Below are 17,925 nucleotides of genomic sequence, written 5' to 3'. Positions count from 1 at the left end.
GTGGCGGTCCGGTGACCGGGTACCGTGACATGGCCGCGCGCCGCCGGCCCCGACGACGAAAGAAGCACCCCTCGTGACGACCACCCCTGCACCTCGCGGCCCCCTCGCCGGCTACCGCCGCAAACTCGGCTCCGAGACCTTCGCAGGCATGGTCCTCCTGGGCGGCGCCGTCGTGGCACTCGCGTGGGCCAACTCCCCCTGGCGCGAGACCTACGCCGCGCTGTCGGCGGTGACGATCGGGCCGGAGTCGCTGGGACTGTCGCTCTCGCTGTCCACGTGGGCGGCGGACGGCCTGCTCGCCCTCTTCTTCTTCGTGGTGGGCCTGGAGCTCAAGAACGAATTCGTCAACGGCTCGCTCCACAACCTGCGCAGGGCCGCGGTGCCGGTCATCGCCGCCGTCTGCGGGATGCTCGGCCCCGCCGCCGTGTATCTGCTCGTCCAGTGGGTCAGCGGCGCCGAGGTGTGGCAGGGCTGGGCGATCCCGGTCGCCACCGACATCGCCTTCGCGGTCGCGCTGCTCGGCATCTTCGGGCGCTCCTTCCCACCGGCGTTGCGCACCTTCCTGCTCACCCTGGCGGTGGTCGACGACCTGCTCGGCATCACGATCATCGCCGTGGCCTTCACCGACCACGTGAGCATCCTGCTGCTGCTCGCCTCGCTCGCGACCATCGCGGTCTTCGCCCTGCTGCTGCGGGCCCGGATCGTGCACTGGTGGGTCCTCGTTCCCCTCGCGGTGCTCGCGTGGGCGCTCATGCACGCCGCCGGTGTGCACGCCACGGTCGCGGGCGTGCTGCTGGGCCTCGTCGTGCCGGCCACGACCCGCCCGCAGGAGGCGATGCCGCTCGTCGACCGGTTCGCGAGCCGGATCGACTGGATCTCCGCGGGCTTCGTGCTGCCGATCTTCGCCTTCTTCGCCGCGGGGATCAACATCGTGGACGCCGGGGGGCTGGGCTCCGTACTGACCGATCCCGTGTCGGTGGGCGTCACCCTCGCACTCCCGCTCGGCAAGTTCATCGGGATCTGGGGCGGGACGGCCCTGCTCGTCGCGTTCACCCCGCTCCTCCTCGGCGACGGACTGAGGCTGCGCGATCTGCCGGGCATGACGCTGCTCGCGGGCGTCGGGTTCACGGTCTCGCTGCTCATCGCGCAGCTGTCGTTCGATCCCACCGCCGTCGAGGGCGAGCACGCCCGCATCGGGGTCATCCTCGGCTCCGTGCTCGCCGCCGCGCTCGGGGCGATCGTGCTCAAGGCGACCGGGCGGCGGCACGCAAGCCGGTCCATGTGACCCGCGCCGGCCGACCCACGCCGGCCGACCAGCGCCGGCCCTAGCGGAAGACGAGCCGGCCGGGGCGGGCCTTGCCGGTCGATGCCCGCGGCACGAGCTTGACGGGCAGCAGCACCGGTTCGGACGTCGGCCGGGCGCCCCCGATGATCGCGAGCAGGTTGCGGGTGGCGGTCGCCCCCTGGGATCGCAGCGGGGAGGCCACCGAGGTGAGCGCGGGGGTGGTGAGCGACCCGACCTGGGAATTGTCGAATCCGACGACGCTCACCTCCCCCGGGACCTCGATGCCCAGGGCCCGCAGCCCCTGGATGAAGCCGATCGCCATGACGTCGTTGAAGGCCACGACGGCGGTGGTCGGCTGCGCGGCCCAGCGACGCGCGGCGCGTAGCCCGCCCTGGATGGTCGGCTCCTGCGGCCCGATCCGCCTCGTGCGCAGGAACAACTCCATCCCCGCCTCCTGGATGCTCCGCCAGCGCACACCGTCGGTCCACGACGCCTCCGGTCCAGCGAGGTAGGTCACCTCCTCGTGCCCGAGCGCACCGAGGTGCTCGACCGCGCGCCGGGCCCCCCGCGCCGAATCCGTGAGCACCGACGGCAGGCCCTGGACGATCCGGTTGAGCACCACGACCGGGCGCTGCTTGGCGAGCATCCGGATTCCCGAGTCCGACAGTCGCGGACTGGTGAGCAGGAGCCCGTCGAGCATCGGCAGCAGCGGCTCGACCAACCGCTCGCGCACGCTGCTCTCGCGGGTGTCGATGAGCACGAGCGAATGGTCGGCGGCCTCCGCGGCCGCCTCGGCCCCGCGGATCACCTCGACGAACACGGGATTGGCGATGTCGGCGACGAGCATCGCAAGCCGGCGGGAGGGGGCGTGCGGAAGCGTCGGCGCGGCGGACGAGCGCTGATAGCCCAGTTCGGCCGCCGCCCGGCGCACCTTCGCGGCCGTGACGGCGCTCACGCGGCCCGGCCGTGCCAGCGCCCGCGAGACCGTCGACGGGGCCACGCCCGCGGCCGTGGCGACGTCGTAGATGGTCACTGCCCGCCCGACGATCTCGTTCCCGGAGTCCATGGCGCACACGCTAGGGTCAACGGCAACCAGTGGCAACATGTGGTGAGGCCGTCCGAGCGCCGAGCAGGATGGCCATCGAATCCCGGCGCGTCCGCCCCGAGTCCGGCCCCGGCCGCGCCGCTCGAGCTGGAGGCTACCGATGACACCGCGAACCGAACCGACCCCCGAGGCCCTGACCGGCGCCCTCGCCCGAGCGCGAGCCGAGCTCCGCGGTCACGCCCCGCTCGGGGTGGCCTACTCCGGCGGCGTCGATTCGGCCACACTGCTGGCCCTCGCGGTCGCGGAGCTCGGGGCCGACCAGGTGGTCGCGATCCTCGGCGTCTCCCCGAGCCTGGCCACCGACGAGCGTGAGCGAGCCCACGCGACGGCCCGCGAGATCGGCGCCCGGGTCGTCGAGATCCGCACCCACGAGGGCGAGAACGAGTCGTACCGGGCGAACGGCCCGGACCGCTGCTTCCACTGCAAGGACGAGCTGTTCACCCGGATCTCCGACGAACTCGTGGACGAGCTCGGGCTCGCGGCCATCGCCTACGGCGAGAACGCCGACGACGCCCGCCGCCCCGACCGCCCCGGCGCGCAGGCCGCGGTCGACCACCGGGTGCTGCGGCCGATGTCCGCGGCCGGCATGACCAAGCTCATGGTGCGGCAGGCGGCCCGGCAGCTCGGCGTCCCGGTCGCCGACAAGCCCGCCGCGCCGTGCCTCGCCTCCCGCATCCCGCACTTCCAGGAGGTGACTCCGGAGAAGCTGCGCCAGATCGACGAGGCGGAGGGCGGGCTGCGCCGGCTCGGGTTCACCGACTGTCGGGTTCGTCACCACGGCGAGATCGCCCGCATCGAGGTGCCCATCGCCGAGATCCCCGCCGCGGCCCGGCAGCACGAGGCCATCCACGCCCTCGTCACGGCCGCCGGGTTCACCTTCGCGGCCCTCGACCTGCGCGGCATCCAGTCCGGCGCGTTCACCCTGCCGCTCGTGCTCGGGGCCACCCGTGCCTGATCGGCCGACACCGGAGTGGGCCCCGGGACCGGAGTTCGAGCAGGTCCGTCTCGATCTCGAGCGCGGCCGCCGGCGCGGCTACCCCGAGGCCGTGCTGTGCGAGCCCAAGTCGACCGAGCAGGTCGCCCTCGTCGCGGCCAGGGTCGCGGCTGCCGGCACCCCGACCCTGTTCACGCGGGTGCGACCCGAGCAGGTCGAGGCGATCCGCGCCGCGCTCCCGGAGGCCGCCCACCACGAGCAGGCCCGCCTCGTGGCGTGGCCCGCGCGGCCGCCCGCGCCCACCGGGGGCTCCGTGCTCGTGCTCAGCGCCGGCACCTCCGACGTGCCGGTGGCGCTCGAGGCGCAGCTGACCGCCCGCCACCTCGGGCGGGAGGCCTCCCTCCTGGCCGACGTCGGCGTGGCGGGCCTGCACCGCCTCCTCGCCCAGGTCGATCGGCTGCGCGAGGCCTCGGCGATCGTCGTGGCCGCGGGTATGGACGGCGCCCTGCCGGGTGTCGTCGCGGGCCTCGTGAGCGCACCGGTCATCGCCGTGCCCACCTCCGTCGGCTACGGTGCGGCCTTCGCCGGGCTCGCCCCGCTGCTCACGATGCTCAACGCCTGCGCGCCCGGGGTCGCCGTGGTCAACATCGACAACGGGTACGGCGCCGGGCACCTCGCCGCCCAGATCTCCGCGGACCGCACGCCCGTGGCAACCCCTGGCAACCGTTAGCGACCGAGCCCGTCGATCTGGCTGAATCCTAGTCAGCAGGGTCGGCGGTGGTTGCCTCCCGACCGGCCCGCTCATCTGACGGCGATCCCAGGACAATGCGGTCACACTCCCCCGCACTGGGCTTGCTCCCCAACTCTACGAACGGAACGCACCATGCGTATGAAGAAGACTCCGATCCTCGTCGCCGGCATCGCGTCCGCGGGCCTCCTGCTCGGAGCGTGCAGCGGCGGTGGCAGCAGCGACGGCGGCGACGGCTCCGGCTCGACCATGCGCCTCGCGCTCAACCAGACCGAGGAGCACCCCTCCTACATCGCCCTCGACAACTTCGGTCAGGCCCTCGAGGAGAGCACCGACGGCCGCTGGGGAATCGACGTCTTCCCGAACGAGACGCTCGGCGCCCAGGCCGAGGCCCTCCAGCTCGTCTCCGACGGCAGCGTCGACATGGCGGTCGTCTCGGGCGCCCAGCTCGAGAACCTCAACGCCGACTTCACCGCCTACAACCTGCCCAAGGTCTTCACCGACATCGACCACCAGATGCAGGTGATCAACAACCCGGGCGAGCTGACGAGCGAGCTGTTCGCCTCCCTCGAGGAGTCGAACAACCTCACCGTCATCGGCGGCCTGACCCAGGGCAGCCGCAGCGTCTACACGACCTTCGGCGCCGTCGAGAGCCCGGCCGACCTGGCCGGCAAGAAGATGCGCGTGCAGGAGTCCGACCTGAACGTCGCGATCGCCGAGGCGCTCGGCGCCGCCGCCACGCCGATGGCCTACGGCGAGCTCTACACGGGCCTGCAGTCCGGGGTCGTGGACGCCGCCGAGAACAACGAGGTCTCCTACTTCACCCAGAAGCACTTCGAGGTCGCCCCGTACTTCTCGTACACGAACCACGTCGTCGGCCTCGACTACGTCATCATCAACACGGACAAGCTCGAGAGCATGTCCGATGAGGACCGCGCCGCCTTCGACGAGGGCTGGGCCGCCGCCTGGGCCGAGCACACCGAGCTGTGGACGCAGGCCACCCAGGACGCCATCGACGGCGCGACCGCCGGCGGGGCCACGTTCACCGAGGTCGACGACGCCGCCTTCTCCGACGCCCTGGCCGCCGTCGCCGAGGAGTTCATCAAGACCGACAACCAGCAGGCCCTCTACGACAACGCCCGCGAAGGCCAGTGACCGAACGGGCCGAGCCGGACATTCAAGAAGGGAGGAGCACCATGGAATCGATCAAGAAGGGCCTGGACAGGACCCTCTACTGGATCACCGTCGTCCTCTTCGCACTCCTCGTACTCATCGTCGTGTGGCAGGTGTTCAGCCGACAGGTGCTGAGCAGCCCGGCCACCTGGACCGATGAGGGAGCCCGACAGACCTTCGTCTGGCTCGGCCTGTTCGCCTCCGCGTTCCTCTTCGGGGAACGCGGGCACATCGCCGTCGAGGTGATCGTGCGGCGCTTCCCGCCGCGGACCGAGCAGATCATCGCGATCGTCGTGCAGCTCATCGTGCTCGCCTTCGCGCTCATCGTGCTCGTCTGGGGCGGCTGGCGGGCCTCGCAGAACGCCTGGACCCAGGAGCTCAGCGCGCTGCCGTTCACGTTCGGGCAGATGTACCTCGCGCTCCCGGTCTCCGGACTCCTCATGGCGTTCTACTCGATCTTCTACCTCAGGGGGCTCGTCCGGGGCGACGTCTCCCCCTATCCCGACGTCGAGTCGGAGGACGACCCCGAGGTGCAGCTGAGCAAGTACTCGGCGAGCAGTGAGCTGCTGCCGGAATCGACCCAGTCGCACCGGTCGCCTGAGGCAATCGACCAGACCAGGGAGGGCTGACAATGGATCCCGCAACGCTCGCCGGACTCATCCTGCTCTTCGGCATCATCATCGGCATCGTGCTCTCGGTGCCCATCGCGGTCGTCATCGGCGCCGTCTCGTTCATCGCCGCCGTGCCCCTGCTCGGGATGCAGGAGGCGGTCCTCGTCACCTCCCAGCGCATGTTCACCGGGATCAACTCCTTCCCGCTGCTGGCGATCCCGCTGTTCGTGCTCGCGGGCGTCATCATGAACAACGGCGGCATCGCGGGCCGGCTCGTCGACGCCGCGAAGGTCGTCACCGGCCGCATGCCCGCCTCGCTCGCGCAGACGAACGTCGTGGCCAACGCCATGTTCGGCGCGGTCTCGGGGGCCGCGGTGGCCGCCGCCGCGGCGGTCGGCACGGTCATGAACCCGCGAATGTCCGCCGAGGGATACAAGAAGCCGTTCTCCGCCGCGGTGAACGTTGCCTCGGCGCCGTCGGGGATGCTCATCCCGCCCTCGAACACGTTCATCGTCTACTCGCTCGTCTCGAGCACGTCGATCGCGGCGCTGTTCATGGCCGGGGTCTTCCCGGGCATCCTGTGGGCCCTGGCCTGCATGGTCATCGTGTACCTGTACGCGCGCCGCCAGAAGGGCAAGCTCAAGTCCACCGATCGGGTGACCTTCGCCCAGGCGATGCTCGTGTTCTGGCGCGCCGTGCCCTCGATGCTCATGATCATCGTCGTGGTCGGGGGCATCATCTTCGGCTACTTCACCGCCACCGAGTCGGCATCGATCGCCGTCGTCTACTGCCTCGTGCTCTCGGCGATCTACCGCTCGATCAAGTTCCGGGAACTGCCGGGCATCCTCATCGACGCCGGCCGCACGACCGCCATCGTCATGCTGCTCGTGGCGGTCTCGACCGCGCTGTCCTTCGTCATGTCCTTCGCGCGGATCCCGGACGTCATCTCCGACACGATCCTCGGGGCCACGGACAGCAAGGTCGTCGTGCTGCTCATCATGATGGTCATCCTGCTCATCGTCGGAACCTTCATGGACCCGACGCCGGCGATCCTCATCTTCGTGCCGATCTTCCTGCCCATCGCGCTCGAGCTCGGAGTCGACCCGGTGCACTTCGGTGCGATGGTCGTGATGAACCTGTCGGTCGGGGTGATCACCCCGCCGGTGGGCAATGTGCTCTTCGTCGGGGCACGCGTGGCCCGGTTGCGGATCGAACCGGTGATCAAGCAGCTGTGGCCGTTCCTGCTCGCGATCATCGCGATGCTCTTCCTCGTGGTGTTCGTGCCCCAGCTCTCGCTGTGGCTGCCCACCTCCACCGGCCTGCTCATCCCCTGACGCAGCCGGCCCCGCAGCACCCCGAACGGCCCCGCACCTCCGGCAGGAGGGCGGGGCCGTTCGGTCGTCCCCGATTCCCCTGGGCGATTCATTCGGGCGACTCAGCCGCCGTAGAAGACCCGTTCGACGACCGTGCGGGCGTGGCGGGCCACGCGGAACCAGTCCTGCTCGAAGTCGGCGGCGAGCCCGGCCCGATAGCCGAGCAGCCGGGCCACCTTGCCCGCCTCGGCGCGGTCCCGGGGGAACACGTCGACCTTGACCCCGCTCGTGCGGCCGCTGCCGAGCACGATCGCGTTCCGGATCCGGCTCGCGAGCGTCCAGGCCTCGATCAGGTCGGCCGCGTCGTCCGGTCCGATCAGCCCCGCCTCCCCGGCCGCGCGGAGCACCTCCCGGGTGCCGGTGTGGCGGAGCGCGGGCACGTCGTGGGCGTGCTGGAGGGCGAGCAGCTGCGCCGTCCATTCGACATCCGCGAGCCCGCCACGGCCCAGCTTGAGGTGGTGGGTCGTGGGCACCCCCCGTGGGAGGCGCTCCGCCTCGACCCGCGCCTTGATGCGGCGCAGTTCCCGCAGCCCACCCGGCTCCGGTGGCGGCCCGTAGCGCAGTGGATCGATGAGGGCGGTGAACTCCTCGTTCAGGGCCACCGACCCGGCCGCATAGCGGGCGCGCAGGAGAGCCTGGCGCTCCCACGGCTGCACCCAGCGCCGGTAGTACTGTTCGAAGGCGGCGAGCGATCGCACGATCGGGCCGTTCCGGCCCTCGGGGCGCAGGTCGACGTCGACCTCGAGCGCCGGCTCGCGCCCGGCGTCGCCGAGGAACCGGCGCAGCCGGGTCGCCACCCCGGTGGCCCAGGCCTGGGTCTCCTCCCCGCCCGCGGTCCCCAGTTCCCGAAAGGCGAAGAGCACATCGGCGTCGGAGGCGTACCCGATCTCCCGCCCGCCGAGGCGTCCCATCGCGACCACGAGGAACTCCGCCGGATCCGCATCGAGACCGGCCTCCGCGGTGGCCTCGGCTCGGGCCAGGTCGAGGCAGCCGGCGAGGGCGACGTCGGCGATGTCGGAGATGACGAGGGTCGATTCCACGTCGACGTCTGCGAGCACATCGGCCATCGCCGTGCGGGTGAGCTCGCGTCGGCGCACGAACCGGACCGCCTGGGCGGCGTCGGCGGCGCTGCTGCGGCGGGAGACGAGGCTCTCGATCCGCGTGCGCAGCTGCTCGGCGGAGCGCGGGCGCAGCTCCTCGGCCCGGTCGAGCCACGCCACCGACTCCGGCGAGCGCAGCAGCAGATCGGCCAGGTACACCGACTCCGACAGCAACTGGGCCAAGCGTTCGGCCGCCACCCCCGAATCCCGCAGCAGTCGAAGGTACCAATGGGTGGTGCCGAGCACGTCGGAGAGCTTGCGGAAGGCGAGCAGACCGCCGTCCGGATCCGCCCCGTCGGCGAACCAGCCGAGCAGCACCGGCAGGAGCTGGCGCTGGATCGCCGCCCGCCGCGAGACCCCCTCGGTCAGCGCACCGATGTGGCGCAGCGCCCCCCGGGCGTCCGTGTACCCGAGCGCGGTGAGGCGCACGACCGCGGTCTCGGGCTCGAGGGCGACGTCCGCGGGCGAGAGCTGCGCGGTGGCGGGCAGGAGCGGACGGTAGAAGAGCTCCTCGTGCAGGCGGCGCACCTGCCGGCGGGTCGAACGCCAGCGGGCGAGCAGCTCGTCCCCGTCGCGTGCGCCGACGGCCCGCGCGAGCCGGCGCAGCGCCGCGGCGGAGGTGGGCATGAGGTGGGTGCGCTGCAGCCGCCACAGCTGGATCCGGTGCTCGAGCACCCGCAGGAACCGGTACTGATCAGCCATGGCGGCCGCGGCGTCCCGCCCGACGTAGCCGCCCGCGGACAGCGCGGCGAGGGCGTCGAGGGTCGTGGGCGAGCGCAGTTCACCCGCGAGGCGACCGTGGACCAGCTGGAGCAGCTGCACGGTGAACTCGATGTCCCGCAGGCCGCCGCGCCCCAGCTTGATCTGGCGGTCGGCCTCGCCGGCGGGCACGAGCTCCTCCACCCGCCGGCGCATCGCCCGGGCGTCCTCCACGAAGTGGTCCCGGCCCGCCGCCTGCCACACCATCGGCCCGATGCCCGCGAGGTAGGCCGCGGCCAGGTCGGCGTCCCCGGCCACGTGCCGCGCCTTGAGCAGCGCCTGGAACTCCCAGGTCTGGGCCCAGCGGCGGTAATACGCCAGGTGGGAGTCGACGGTGCGCACGAGCGGACCCTGTCGGCCCTCCGGGCGCAGGTTCGCGTCGACCTGCCACAGCGGCGGCTCCCGGTTCGGGCGGGTGCACACCGAGGCGAGGTTCGTGGCGAGCCGAGTGGCCGCCTCGTTCGCCCCGGTCTCCTCGGTCGAATGTTCGCCCTCGTTCGACCCCTCCCCCGCAGACCCCGCCACGTAGACGACGTCGACGTCGGAGAGGTAGTTGAGCTCCCGGCCCCCGGTCTTGCCCATCCCGATGACCGCGAGCCGCACGTGCTCGCCCCCGGGGGTCTCGGCGCGGGCGATGAGCAGAGCCCCCTCGAGCGCGGCCCCGGCGAGATCGGCGAGGGCCGCGGCCACCTCGGGCAGCACGGCGACCGGCTCCTCGCTCGCGAGGTCGCGGGCGGCGATGGCGACCAGCTCGCGACGGTAGGCGATGCGCAGGGCCGCGACGGCGTCGTCCCCACTCGCGGACACGGCCGCCGCGGCCAGCCGCTCGTCATAGGCACCCGCGCCGGGGAACGGGCCGGGGTCGGTGGCGGCGTCGAGGTGCTCGGGGTGGGTGAGCAGCCAGTCCCCCAGCGCCCGGGAGCCGCCGAGGAGGCGCAGCAGCTGCCAGGCCGCCGCCGGGTCCCGGAGCAGCTCTCGGACCCGGTCGGCGCCGAGCTCCTCGGCGAGTTGCACGAGCATGACGAGGGCCTGATCGGGATCGGCGAGCCGGGCCAGGTCCGGGGTGAGCCGCTCGAGGGTCGGCAGCAGCCCCTCCCCCGCCGCACTCGCGAGGAAGCGCCCGGTGCGCTCGGCATCGCGCACCTGGGCCCGCCGCATGAGCGTGGCGAGGGTTGCGGGTCGCACCGGTCAGATCACGTCGATCTGTGCCAGCTCGTACGCGGTGACCTGGGCACGATAGTCCCGCCACTCCTGCCGCTTGTTCGCGAGCACGTGGGCGAAGACGTGCTCGCCGAGGGTGTCCGCCACGAGCTCGGAGTCGGCCATGGCGTCGGCGGCCTGCTCGAGCGATCCGGGCAGCGGCTCGATGCCGAGCGCGCGCCGCTCCCCGTCGGTCAGCTCCCAGACGTTGTCCTCGGCCTCCTCGGGCAGCTCGTAGCCCTCCTCGATCCCCTTGAGGCCGGCGCGCAGGATGAGCGCGTAGGCCAGGTACGGGTTCGCGGCCGAGTCGATGCCCCGGTACTCCACGCGGGCGCTGCGGGCCTTGTCCGGCTTGTACATCGGGATCCGAACGAGCGCCGAGCGGTTGTTGTGCCCCCAGCAGCGGTAGTTCGGCGCCTCGGCCCCGCCCCACAGACGTTTATAGGAGTTGACGAACTGGTTCGTGACCGCGCAGATCTCGGAGCTGTGGTGGAGTAGCCCGGCCACGAACGAGCGCGCCGTGGCGGAGAGCTGATACCGGCCGCCCGGATCGTGGAAGGCGTTCGTCTCCCCCTCGAACAGCGACAGGTGGGTGTGCATGCCGGAGCCGGGCCGGCCCGACATCGGCTTCGGCATGAACGTGGCGGCGAAGCCCTGCTCGAGGGAGACCTGCTTGACCACGGTCCGGAACGTCATGATGTTGTCGGAGGTCGTCAGGGCGTCGGCGTAGCGCAGGTCGATCTCGTTCTGCCCGGGCCCGGCCTCGTGATGGGAGAACTCCACCGGGATGCCCACGTCCTCGAGCATCGCGATCGTCGTGCGCCGGAAGTCCTGCCCCTTGCTCCGGGCCACGTGATCGAAATAGCCGGCCTGGTCGACGGGGACGAGCGGTTCGCTCGAGTCGGCCCGCGGCTCGAACAGGTAGAACTCGATCTCCGGATGGGTGAAGAACGTGAAGCCCGCCTCGTCGGCCTTCGCGAGCGCGCGGCGCAGCACGTACCGCGGGTCGGAGGCGGCGGGCTCTCCGTCGGGGGTGTGGATGTCGCAGAACATCCGGGCCGTGCCGGGGGCCTCACCGGTCCAGGGGAGCAGCTGGAAGGTGGTCGGGTCGGGGCGGGCGAGCATGTCCGATTCCGACACCCGCGCCAGCCCCTCGATCGCCGAGCCGTCGAAGCCGATCCCCTCGGCGAACGCGCCCTCGAGCTCGGCCGGCGCGATGGCCACCGACTTGAGCACCCCGAGCACATCGGTGAACCACAGCCGGATGAACCGGATGTCGCGTTCGGAGATCGTGCGCAGCACGTGTTCGGCTTGACGGTCCATCGGTTCCTCGCTCCTCGTGGGCGGCATGCTATCGCTCCACGCTATCCCAGGCGGCTCCCGCCGCAGCCGACGCACTAGGCTGTGGGCCATGAGCAAGCCGACGGCGCCCGATGCCTCCGCCCTCCCGCCCGTGGGCGGGACCGCCCGCGTGCGCCTGCACCATCTGCGCGGCGCGAAGGAGCGCGGCGAGCGGCTGACGATGCTCACCGCCTACGACGCCCCGACCGCCCGGATCTTCGACGCCGCCGGGATCGACCTGCTGCTGGTCGGGGACTCCTACGGCGACAACATCCTCGGACACGAGGGCACGACGCCGACGACCATGGACGAGCTCGTCCCCGCCGCCCGGGCCGTCGCCCGGGGCGCGCAGCGGGCGATGGTCGTGGTCGATCTGCCGTTCGGCTCCTACGAGGCCTCCGCCGCCCGCGCCCTCGAGTCCGGGATCCGGATGGTCAAGGAGGCCGGGGCGCACGCCGTGAAGATCGAGGGAGGACGACGCGTGGCCGCCCAGGTGCTCGCCCTCACCCAGGCGGGGATCCCCGTGGTCGGGCACCTCGGCTTCACCCCCCAGTCCGAGAACATCCTCGGCGGCAAGCGGGTGCAGGGTCGCGGCGACGAGGCGGCGGAGCAGCTGTGCGCGGACGCGCTCGCGCTCCAGGAGGCGGGGGCCATCGCGATCGTGCTCGAGATGGTGCCCGGGCCGGTGGCGGCGCGGGTGACCGAGATCCTGGCGATCCCCACGATCGGCATCGGCGCCGGCCCCGGGTGTGACGGGCAGGTGCTCGTCTGGCTCGACATGGCGGGCATGGGCGAGTGGTCGCCCCGGTTCGCCAAGCAGTTCGCCCACCTCGGGGCGCTCCTGACCGAGGCCGCCCGCGACTACGCGGCGCAGGTGCGTTCGGGGTCGTTCCCCGGCCCGGAGCACACGTACGAGCGCTAGCCCCTACGGACCTACTGCCGGACCGCACGGGCCCGCAGCGGGTCAGCGCTCCCCGAGCCGCCGATTCGTCAGCCCGGTGGGCCGGTGCGATGCCGGATCCTCGGGCCACGGGTGCTTCGGGTAGCGGCCCCGGTTCTCCGCGCGCACGCCCGCGTACGGGCCCGCCCAGAAGGCGGCCAGATCGTCGGTCACCGCCAGCGGGCGACCGGCCGGCGAGAGCAGGTGGAACAGTACCCGCACGCGCCCGTTCGCCAGCGTCGGGGTGGTGGTGAGGCCGAAGCACTCCTGCAGTTTGACCGCGACGACCGGCCGGGCGTCGGGGTCCACGGCGTCGTCGGGGTAGTCCACCCGGCATCGTGAGCCGGAGGGCACCCGGAGCCGTTCGGGGGCGAGCTCCTCCAGCCGGGACGCCTCGGGCCAGGGCAGCAGCGATCGCAGCGCCGCGCCGAGGTCGACCCGGCGCAGGGCCCGGCCGCCGGCGAGGCTGCGCAGGTGCGGTTCGAGCCACGTGTCCGCGGTGGCCACGAGGCCGGCGGCGTCGACGGCGGGCCACGGCGGGCCGAGGTGGCGATGGAGGAACGCGAGCCGGCGCCGCCACTGCTCGTCCTCCCGGGACGGGTCGAAGAGCGCCGGTCCCGAGTCCGCGAGGGCCGCGAGGATCGCGCGCCGGGCGCCGTCGAGGCTTGCGGGCACCGGCGTGGTGGCCAGCTCGATCGCCCCCAGCCGCGTGGTCTCGCGGGCGCGGACCCGTCCCTGCTCGACCACGACGTCGACGCGGGTGCTGCGCAGGTGTGCGGCCGCGACAAGCAGGTCGTCGGCCTCGATCGGGGCGGCCGCCCGGATCACCGCCCCGGTGCCGGCGGCGCTGCGGCCGGAGGCGCGGGCGGCCTCGGCGACGGCGAGCCACGGTTCGCCGGTCAGCGGGCTGCCCGGCGGCAGCGCCGCGCGGGTGCCGGAGGCGAGCAGGTACGTTCCCGGGGCCGCCACGAGCCGGGCGATCCGGTCGGGATGGGCGAGGGCGACGATCATCCCGGGGCTCGCGGTGGCCGCCGCCGCGCCCGCCGGTGGTGCCTGGACGCGCGGCGGCTCGATCGGTTCGCGCCGCTCGAGCCGCTCGAGTCGGTCGGCCTCGGTTCGCCAGCGCCGCTCCTCGGGGCCGGTGCCCGAGCGCAGCTGCCGCCACCGGCCCGCGAGGTCGGCGCCGGGGGCACGCAGGTCCCCGGCGATCAGGGCGACGATCTCGGCGGCGAGCCGCGCCGGGGCGGGACCGGCGTGGGCGCGGGCGAGCCGGGCGCCGTCGACGAGTGCCCGGGCGAGGCGGGGATCCGCGGGGATTTCCGCCAGGCGCCGGCCGAGCTCGGTCGCCCGGCCGGCGGCGTCCACCGCGCCGAGTCGCCGCAGCACGCTCACGGCCTCGGCCATCGCCGCGGCGGGCACCGGCTCGGGCAGGCGCAGGCCCCTCCCACCCGGGGCGCCCCAGACGGCCAGGGTGAGGGCGGCCCCGGTGAGATCGGCGGTGCTCAGCTGCGAACGGGGCGCAGCGGGCGCGGCGGCATGGGCGCGTTCGTCGATGCAGCGGATCGCCCGGCCGGGCCCGAGCCGGGCGGCGCGGCCGGCGCGTTGATCCATCGCCGCGCGGGAGGCGGCCACGGTCACGAGGCCGGACATGTCACGGGTGGCGTCGCGGCGGGGCTCACGGGCGAGGCAGGCGTCGATCACGAGGCCGACCCCCGGCACGGTCAGGGAGCTCTCGGCGATGGCGGTCGCCACGACGATCCGGGGGCGGCCACCCGGGTGGCGGCCGGCGATCGCGTCGTCCTGCTCGGCCGCGGGGCGGCGCGAATGGAGCTCGAGCACGTCGGCCTCGCCGCCGAGGTCGCTGCGGAGTCGGGCGGCGACGTGGCCGACCTCCCATGCTCCGGGCAGGAACACGAGGGCATCAACCGACTTGTCCGACTCGTCCGCCGCGCGGGCCGCGCGGGCCGCCACGCCGGCCACGTGATCGAGGAACGCCCGCTCGACGCCCCGGTCGCTCGTGCGGGGCCCGGCCGCCGGGGCGTAGTCGATCCGCAGGGGGTGCTGGACCGCCGGCGAGGCCACGATCGGGGCGGGCTCCCCGCCACCGAGCAGGCGGGCGAAGGCGGGCGCGTCGATCGTCGCCGACATCGCCACGAGCGCCAGATCCTCCCGCAGCTCGCGCACCTCACCCAGGAGGCCGAGCAGCAGGTCCGTGTCGAGGTCGCGTTCGTGCACCTCGTCGAGCACGACCGCCCCGACTCCGGGCAGGTCGGGGTCGCCGAGCAGGCGGCGCAGCAGCAGGCCGGGGGTGCAGAACTCCACGAGGGCCTGCGCGCTCGTGCGGCGCTCCCCGCGCACGGCATAGCCCACGCGCTGCCCGATCGGGCTCCCGTCGAGCGCGGCGAGGCGGCGGGCGGCCGCCCGCACGGCCACCCTCCTCGGCTGGGTGACGACCACCCGGCCGGGCGGGTGGCCGGGGACGGAGCGCAGGTGCTCGGACAGCAGCGGCGGCACGAGCGTCGTCTTCCCGCTCCCGGGCGGTGCCTGCACGACCGCGAGCGGGGCGGATCCGCCCGCGGCGAGCACTCGGCTCAGCTCGGGGGCGGCCGCACGGATGGCGAGCCCGGCGCCCACGGCGTCGAGCGCGAACGGGCGAGAGGAGACCACGGCGCCATTATCGCCGCTCTCGCGGTGGGCGCCGCTCCCGATGGGATCGCCGGGGCCGCGGCTCAGTCGCCCTCGTCGCCGTTGTCGTCGTCGGCGAGGTCGCCGTGGCGCCAGGCGCGCTCCTCCGCCAGCCACGCCTCGTTGCGCGCGTGTGCGATCTCGCGCGCATGCTCGGCGGCCTTCCGGGTCGGGTAGGGCCCGAGCCGATAGGTGAAGGCGCTGAGCATGCCGTACTCGACCTCGTGGGTCTCGGTGTTGTAGTAGTAGGCGTGCTCGGAGTCTGGGCGCTGCTTGCGTGCGTTCTCAGTCATCGGAGTCCTCCTTGCGGCTCAACTTGCTCCCAGTCTTGCACCTCGCCGCCGCGAGCGCGGGAGATTCGGGCTCGGCGCGCGGCCCGATGCCACCGGCTGGGCCGCGAACGCAGACCCGGCGCCGAACCCCCTAGAATCCGGTCCATGAACAGCAAAAGCGATGCCCTGGCGATCGGCGACGTCGACTACGGCGACGACGACATCGCCTTCGGCGTGGACATCGGCGGCTCGGGCATCAAGGGGGCCGCGGTGGACGTGCGTACCGGCCGGCTCCTGACGAAGCGGCACCGGATACCCACTCCCCGCCCCGCCGAGCCCGAGTCCGTCGGGGACGTCGTGCGCGAGCTGCTCGACCACTTCGAGGTGCCCGGCACCGCCCGCATCGGGGTCACGTTCCCCGGGATCCTCCAGCACGGGGTTCTGCGCTCCTCCGCGAACATGGACGGCGACTGGGTGGGCCGCCACCTCGGCGAGGTGGTCGCCGCCCGGTCCGGGCGGACCGTCTCGGTCATGAACGACGCCGACGCCGCAGGCTACGCCGAGGCCCGCTACGGCGCGGGCAACGACAAGCCCGGACTCGTGCTCACGATCACGCTCGGAACGGGCATCGGGAGCGCACTCGTGCACAACGGCGTGCTCGTGCCGAACCTGGAGATCGGGCACCTGGAGATCGACGGCTACGACGCCGAGACCCGGGCGGCCGCGAGCGTGAAGGACCGCGAGGGCCTGTCCTACCCGGAGTGGGCGACGCGGCTGCAGCGCTACTTCGAGGTGGTCGAGTTCCTCTTCTCCCCCGACCTGTTCATCATCGGCGGCGGCGTGTCCAAGGACCACGAGGAGTTCCTGCCGCTCATCACCACGCACGCCCCGATGGTGCCCGCGCAGCTGCGGAACCAGGCGGGCATCGTGGGCGCCGCGGGGTTGGCGGCCCAGCACCACGTCTGACGCGCGCCGACGGGGGCGGATGAGTCGACCGATACGCCGGGTTCTGTCCCGCGGCCCGCTCCTCGCGGAGTGGGCCGCGGTGACGGTCATCCATCTAGGATGCGCGTTGCCGCGCACCTCGAGCGATCCACCCGGAAGCTCGGCGGGCAGCCTACGAGCGCTTCCTGTCTGATCTTGCTCCGAGCGGGGTTTACCTAGCCGCACCGGTCACCCGGTGCGCTGGTGGTCTCTTACACCACCCTTTCACCATGACCGCCGGTGCACGCACCGGTGGCTGTTTCCTTTCTGTGGCACTGTCCCGCGGGTCACCCCGGGTGGGTGTTACCCACCGCTCTGCCCTGTGGAGCCCGGACGTTCCTCGGCGCCCCGGCACGAGGCCGGGGCGACGCGACCGCCTGGTCGACTCATCCAGGGGCCACTCTACCGCTCCCGGTCCCGCGCCCAGTGATGCGCCCAGTGCGCGGACGGACGCGCCGACCGCGCCGACCGGTCCGTACGCTGGCGGGGTGCTCCTGCTGCTCCCGCCCTCCGAGGGCAAGACCGCGCCCGCGTCCGGCCGCCCGCTCGACCTGTCCGGGCTCAGCCACCCGGAGCTGACCGAGCAGCGTCGACGCGTCCTGACGGCGTTGCTCGCCGCGAGCGAGAGCGGTCCGGGCGCGCTCGGGTTGCCGGCGTCGATGGCCGGGCCGGTCGCGGCGAACGTCTCGCTGCTCGAGGCGCCGACGGCCCCGGCGGCGCGGGTGTACACGGGCGTGCTCTATGCCGCCTCCGGACTCGCGGACCTCACGGGCACGGCTCGTTCCCGGGCGAGCCGGCACGTATGGATCGCCTCGGCGCTGTTCGGGATGCTCACCCCCGCGGACGCCATCCCCGCCTACCGGCTGCCGCCGACCGCGAAGCTGCCCGGCCTGCCCGGGGGCGGCACCTCGATCGCGGCGCTGGCGCCGCCGACGTCCGCGGCGATGTCCGCGGAGGAGCCGGGGCTCGTGGTCGATTGCCGCTCCGGCCCCTATATTCGGCTGTGGCGCCCCCGGCCGCCGACGGAGTGGGTCTGCGTGCGCGTGGTTCAGCTGCGCGACGGCGTCCCGACCGTCGTCTCCCACGACGCCAAGCACACCCGCGGGCTGCTCACCGGGCATCTGCTCACCCGGGCGGGTCGGATGCCCCGGACGGCGGAGCAGCTCCTCGGGGCCGCCGGTGAGCTCGTCGGCACGGTGCTCGCCGGCCTCCGGCTCGAGCCGGCCACCGGCCCGGGCCCCCGGGTGCTCGAGCTCACGCTCCCCGCCTGACCTCGCGACCGGGTCCGGCCTCCCCAGCGGGGTGGGGAACTTCTTCGTCGCCTGGCACCGACGAGTCACCCCGACCGGGCGGGGCGGGCGCCACCGGTCCCCCGTGGGGAGATTCGTTGGTGTGTGGGAACGGAGAGCGACCCC

At 73.2% G+C, this 17,925-nt stretch carries 14 protein-coding genes and 1 other RNA gene; 9 read left to right on the top strand and 6 right to left on the bottom strand.

Annotated features, from left to right (window positions below; genetic code table 11):
* The first annotated feature begins 73 nt into the window (after positions 1-73).
* Positions 74-1,285 carry a Na+/H+ antiporter NhaA gene (gene nhaA, locus GCG21_RS08390; protein WP_152819019.1) on the top strand — a complete coding sequence of 404 codons (1,212 nt, stop codon included), beginning with the start codon at positions 74-76 and terminating at the stop codon, positions 1,283-1,285.
* 40 nt (positions 1,286-1,325) lie between these two features.
* Here nhaA and GCG21_RS08385 read toward each other — a convergent pair whose 3' ends face one another.
* Positions 1,326-2,351, bottom strand: coding sequence for a LacI family DNA-binding transcriptional regulator (locus GCG21_RS08385; protein WP_152819018.1), 1,026 nt, complete (start codon positions 2,349-2,351; stop codon positions 1,326-1,328).
* 139 nt (positions 2,352-2,490) lie between these two features.
* Between GCG21_RS08385 and larE the strand changes: the two genes are divergently transcribed.
* From larE to GCG21_RS08360, 5 genes are all read left to right on the top strand, one after another.
* Positions 2,491-3,345 carry an ATP-dependent sacrificial sulfur transferase LarE gene (gene larE, locus GCG21_RS08380; protein WP_152819016.1) on the top strand — a complete coding sequence of 285 codons (855 nt, stop codon included), beginning with the start codon at positions 2,491-2,493 and terminating at the stop codon, positions 3,343-3,345.
* Complete coding sequence (gene larB, locus GCG21_RS08375) at positions 3,338-4,054, top strand: nickel pincer cofactor biosynthesis protein LarB (protein ID WP_370517408.1); 717 nt, start codon at positions 3,338-3,340, stop codon at positions 4,052-4,054. The genes larE and larB overlap by 8 nt, the downstream gene beginning before the upstream one ends.
* 159 nt (positions 4,055-4,213) lie before the next feature.
* Positions 4,214-5,227, top strand: a complete 1,014-nt coding sequence (locus tag GCG21_RS08370; protein WP_152819015.1) for a TRAP transporter substrate-binding protein — start codon at positions 4,214-4,216, stop codon at positions 5,225-5,227.
* Positions 5,228-5,268: 41 nt separating this feature from the next.
* Complete coding sequence (locus GCG21_RS08365) at positions 5,269-5,874, top strand: TRAP transporter small permease (RefSeq protein ID WP_152819014.1); 606 nt, start codon at positions 5,269-5,271, stop codon at positions 5,872-5,874.
* Between the two features lie 2 nt (positions 5,875-5,876).
* Positions 5,877-7,190 (top strand): TRAP transporter large permease, encoded by a 1,314-nt coding sequence (locus tag GCG21_RS08360; RefSeq protein WP_152819012.1) that lies wholly within the window; start codon positions 5,877-5,879, stop codon positions 7,188-7,190.
* A gap of 101 nt (positions 7,191-7,291) precedes the next feature.
* On the opposite strand, the gene GCG21_RS08355 is transcribed toward GCG21_RS08360, so the two are convergent.
* Positions 7,292-10,246 (bottom strand): bifunctional [glutamine synthetase] adenylyltransferase/[glutamine synthetase]-adenylyl-L-tyrosine phosphorylase, encoded by a 2,955-nt coding sequence (locus GCG21_RS08355; RefSeq protein WP_152909384.1) that lies wholly within the window; start codon positions 10,244-10,246, stop codon positions 7,292-7,294.
* A 30-nt stretch (positions 10,247-10,276) separates the two neighbouring features.
* On the bottom strand, positions 10,277-11,611 hold the full coding sequence (locus GCG21_RS08350) for a glutamine synthetase family protein (protein ID WP_152819011.1): 1,335 nt from the start codon (positions 11,609-11,611) through the stop codon (positions 10,277-10,279).
* An 88-nt stretch (positions 11,612-11,699) separates the two neighbouring features.
* On the opposite strand from GCG21_RS08350, the gene panB reads away from it, so the two are divergent.
* Positions 11,700-12,551 carry a 3-methyl-2-oxobutanoate hydroxymethyltransferase gene (gene panB, locus GCG21_RS08345; RefSeq protein WP_152819009.1) on the top strand — a complete coding sequence of 284 codons (852 nt, stop codon included), beginning with the start codon at positions 11,700-11,702 and terminating at the stop codon, positions 12,549-12,551.
* Positions 12,552-12,593: 42 nt separating this feature from the next.
* Here the strand turns inward: panB and hrpB are convergent, their stop codons facing one another.
* On the bottom strand, positions 12,594-15,236 hold the full coding sequence (gene hrpB / locus GCG21_RS08340; protein ID WP_370517407.1) for an ATP-dependent helicase HrpB: 2,643 nt from the start codon (positions 15,234-15,236) through the stop codon (positions 12,594-12,596).
* A gap of 62 nt (positions 15,237-15,298) precedes the next feature.
* Positions 15,299-15,547, bottom strand: a complete 249-nt coding sequence (locus GCG21_RS08335; protein WP_152819007.1) for an SPOR domain-containing protein — start codon at positions 15,545-15,547, stop codon at positions 15,299-15,301.
* 144 nt (positions 15,548-15,691) lie between these two features.
* Here GCG21_RS08335 and ppgK point away from each other — a divergent pair, with 144 nt between their 5' ends.
* Entirely contained in the window at positions 15,692-16,492 is an 801-nt protein-coding gene (gene ppgK, locus GCG21_RS08330) for a polyphosphate--glucose phosphotransferase (RefSeq protein WP_152819005.1), read from the top strand.
* A gap of 16 nt (positions 16,493-16,508) precedes the next feature.
* Here ppgK and rnpB read toward each other — a convergent pair.
* Positions 16,509-16,899: RNase P RNA component class A (gene rnpB / locus GCG21_RS08325), an RNA gene on the bottom strand.
* A gap of 99 nt (positions 16,900-16,998) precedes the next feature.
* Here rnpB and GCG21_RS08320 point away from each other — a divergent pair.
* On the top strand, positions 16,999-17,781 hold the full coding sequence (locus GCG21_RS08320; protein ID WP_194165002.1) for a peroxide stress protein YaaA: 783 nt from the start codon (positions 16,999-17,001) through the stop codon (positions 17,779-17,781).
* The last annotated feature ends 144 nt before the right edge of the window (positions 17,782-17,925 follow it).

Source organism: Pseudactinotalea sp. HY160, assembly GCF_009372055.1.
In the GTDB taxonomy this organism is placed as follows: domain Bacteria; phylum Actinomycetota; class Actinomycetes; order Actinomycetales; family Beutenbergiaceae; genus HY158.
This window is presented reverse-complemented; position numbering and strand designations above follow the sequence as displayed.

Excerpts from the sequence above, each read along its gene's own strand:
- GCG21_RS08385 (WP_152819018.1), bottom strand. The coding sequence starts at position 2,351 with ATGGACTCCGGGAACGAGATCGTCGGGCGGGCAGTGACCATCTACGAC.
- larE (WP_152819016.1), top strand. The coding sequence starts at position 2,491 with ATGACACCGCGAACCGAACCGACCCCCGAGGCCCTGACCGGCGCCCTC.
- GCG21_RS08370 (WP_152819015.1), top strand. The coding sequence starts at position 4,214 with ATGAAGAAGACTCCGATCCTCGTCGCCGGCATCGCGTCCGCGGGCCTC.
- GCG21_RS08365 (WP_152819014.1), top strand. The coding sequence starts at position 5,269 with ATGGAATCGATCAAGAAGGGCCTGGACAGGACCCTCTACTGGATCACC.
- GCG21_RS08360 (WP_152819012.1), top strand. The coding sequence starts at position 5,877 with ATGGATCCCGCAACGCTCGCCGGACTCATCCTGCTCTTCGGCATCATC.
- GCG21_RS08355 (WP_152909384.1), bottom strand. The coding sequence starts at position 10,246 with ATGCGGCGGGCCCAGGTGCGCGATGCCGAGCGCACCGGGCGCTTCCTC.
- GCG21_RS08350 (WP_152819011.1), bottom strand. The coding sequence starts at position 11,611 with ATGGACCGTCAAGCCGAACACGTGCTGCGCACGATCTCCGAACGCGAC.
- panB (WP_152819009.1), top strand. The coding sequence starts at position 11,700 with ATGAGCAAGCCGACGGCGCCCGATGCCTCCGCCCTCCCGCCCGTGGGC.
- GCG21_RS08335 (WP_152819007.1), bottom strand. The coding sequence starts at position 15,547 with ATGACTGAGAACGCACGCAAGCAGCGCCCAGACTCCGAGCACGCCTAC.
- ppgK (WP_152819005.1), top strand. The coding sequence starts at position 15,692 with ATGAACAGCAAAAGCGATGCCCTGGCGATCGGCGACGTCGACTACGGC.